Origin of the sequence: Mesorhizobium escarrei (assembly GCF_935825525.1) — a bacterium.
GTDB lineage: Bacteria > Pseudomonadota > Alphaproteobacteria > Rhizobiales > Rhizobiaceae > Mesorhizobium > Mesorhizobium escarrei.
On sequence record NZ_CAKXZT010000180.1, the window covers coordinates 1 to 2,781 of the forward strand.

The 2,781-nt window shown below is 59.9% G+C and carries 1 protein-coding gene and 1 pseudogene; one reads left to right on the forward strand and one right to left on the reverse strand.

What is annotated here, in order from left to right:
- Window positions 1–294: 294 nt before the first annotated feature.
- Window positions 295–936 carry a peroxiredoxin-like family protein gene (locus NMG80_RS35270; protein WP_127206661.1) on the reverse strand — a complete coding sequence of 214 codons (642 nt, stop codon included), beginning with the start codon at window positions 934–936 and terminating at the stop codon, window positions 295–297.
- Window positions 937–1,227: 291 nt separating this feature from the next.
- On the opposite strand from NMG80_RS35270, the pseudogene NMG80_RS35275 reads away from it, so the two are divergent.
- Window positions 1,228–1,542, forward strand: a pseudogene (locus tag NMG80_RS35275) (recombinase family protein); the annotation flags it as partial.
- Window positions 1,543–2,781 lie beyond the last annotated feature (1,239 nt).

Sequence of the window (2,781 nt, forward strand, 5' to 3'; positions counted from 1 at the left end):
ACGCCGAATAGAGAAGTGTCTCAGTTTGAATTTCGGCTGTGGGTGGAAACTTGCCGTATGCGCGCCTGTCGGAACGACGTGATTGCGGCAAGGAGCGGACGTCGCCCCGCCCATGCGGCTTGCTCACTCTAGCGCGTCGGGGCGGTCCGCAGACCGTTGAATCGAAATCGCTACGAAGCCCACGGGCAGACCTTAGCCTCCTGCGCTGAGCATTTCGATGATTGTTAAATCCAAAGAATCACCACAGGACGGTGGCCGTCGAGCGAGTTTTCAGCAGCCCATTTCCGCAGCCTATTAATGTGCAACTTGGGAAGCTGCCGACATCAATTCCTCGGGATTCAGCGCTCTGAAGGTGTTGAGGCCATCCTCCAGAACTTCAGTGAAGTTCCAGCGTACGATGCCCGCCCGGTCGATTAGGAACTGACCGACAAGCTGCGCCTGGCTGGACGCCATCGCCTGCTGATCGACTTCCGTAATCTCATATCCTTCCTTCTTGTTAAGAAATTCATTCATTGCCATGACGTCCATAGGCTCGGGCAACTCGCCCGGGAGATGGAACGGTATCGCCATGACCGTGTCCATCCCGACCTCGCGCAAGCCGAAAGCACGGTGCGAGGCTCGCTCCGGGTCGGATGCGGCGAGAAGATCGGGTGCCGGGTGGTAACGGAAATAGAGCCGCGCCCGCTCGACCGGCGTATTGACCACAGCCAGGCATTCGACGCCTTTCTCACGCAGGGCCGGCTTGAGTTGCGCCATCGCCGCGACATGGCGCCGGCAGAACGGACAGTGCAGGCCTCGGAACAAACCGATCAACAACGGGCTACGGCCTCGAAAATCATCGAGCGCGATCTTGCCTTCGCGTGAGATCGCATTGAGCACAACATTCGGTGCCCGGTCGCCCGGCTGCAGCGGGCGGTCAACACTACTCGTGGACATGGACAACCTCCTCGCCCCGGGTCAGTCAGGGAAAGCAGCACACCCAGCGTTTCGGAGGCGATCAAGTGCTGGGGCGAAAGCTTCCTGTGCCAAGGCAATAGCTTTCGACCTCTGCCATATTGCAGAGGTCGAGATTACGCGCGTTGCAAGCCCATCATAACACGAAAAAGCATCTGCGGGTGCCGCCAAATGTGGTGAATTACCTTACGCGAGCGCACTCCCGAATGCTCTTGCGCTGAAGGTCAGGTTGGCACGTCGAAACCGGTGATCCACATGGCGCAGACGAAGACCAGTCTCGACCTCCCCACCTCCTGGAGCATGGCTTCAAGCGGAACCGACGAGTTCACCGCCCGGATGCAGGAGGCCATCAACGGGATGATGCTGGACATGATCGCCGCGATTGCCCGCAAGGACTATGACGACAGGCGGCGGCGGCAGGCCCAGGGTATCCAGAAGGCCAAGCAGGAAGGGCGCTACCGGGGGCGGCCTGAGGACCAGGAGCGCAATGCGGCCATAGTGAAGATGCTCAAGGCGGGCCAGTCCTGGAACAACATCGTGGCCGCAACCGGGGCCTCCAGGAGCACCTTGGCTAGGCTGGCGAAGCGGAGCCATCTAGCGCTCCCCTCGCCACGTCATAAGCAGGTGGTCCGTGCCGTCTGCCCTACTACTGTACTGGAGCAGGTAACTGGTCTCCGCTGGTTGGCACGTTTTTCAGCCGCATTCTGGAGACCACGGCCTACCTCACGCACGGCAGCGCGGTTGTTGAGCCGCTTGTCTATCTCGCGATAGCTTTCGTGCTTCGTGCAAACATCCATTTCGGTAGTGCCTGGGTCCACGCCTTGATCCAGACAACGCTGATAAATCTGCTGAGCAAGTTGTTTTGCCTCGGTGTGGCTCATCTCCGAAGGAAGTGTTGTCTCGCAGCCCGCAAGCGCAATGGCTGAGACCACTATCACCGCGACTCTCATCCGATATTCCACAGCAGCTGGCACCAAATACTTCTCCATTTCCAATCCCCCTATCGCCAAAGACCCAATCCAGGAAACATTACCTCAGTGGAAGGCTGGCGAAGCGGAGTGCCATCCAAAGCCTCCGCCCCAATTGGCCGCTTCGTTTTGTGTGGCCTGATGGCGTTTTGCCGCCCGGTAGGGAACGATGCACCGGGGGCCTGTCTCTGCGGGCCAGACCCGGCATGGCAAGCACCGCCCGAGAGCCGCCAACGATCACTAACAGCCATGCAATGACCCGCCCCAGCTTTGTAAAAAACATAGACCCCTCCATTCGTTACCCGGCAGCTACGTTGCACTGACGACAACCGCAAGTAGGCGACCCGATTGGTATGCCCTACGCACACTCCGCCTCCAACCGCTGGACAAGGATAGCCCCGCCAGCGCGTGCTCATGTCGGTCTGAGGTACCGCCACCGGGCAGCCTCTCGGCGTCTGGCGGTCGTCTCGCTCGGGCCTGTGTGGTGAAACCGAAGGGGCACGGGGGGTGCCACGCATGAGCCTGTTATCCGATGGGTCGTAAGAAAATTTGGCCCGGATATTCCGACCCCTCCTTTTGACCCCGTTGAACCCGCTCACCCGAATTGTCTATCCGAGCTAGCTCAAGCGGCCGATTTGGGGGCGATCTATATCGGCTACTATTGACCTGTCGCTTGACGCTGGGGTTAATTGGGTGGGCACTCGTCATTGGGTGGGCACGCGCGTCAGGCCGGAGTGTAGGCTGGGGTACGGAAGTCGCAATCTTTGAAGGTCCGTCCCCGGCCGCACTCTTGAGACACCCGCCCGGGTGGCCTTGGGGGGCGGCACTAGCCGGTGTAAGACTGACAGGGTGCCCAAGG

Bases quoted from the DNA above. Each gene is read 5' to 3' on its own strand.
- NMG80_RS35270 (WP_127206661.1), bottom strand. From the start codon at position 936: ATGTCCACGAGTAGTGTTGACCGCCCGCTGCAGCCGGGCGACCGGGCA.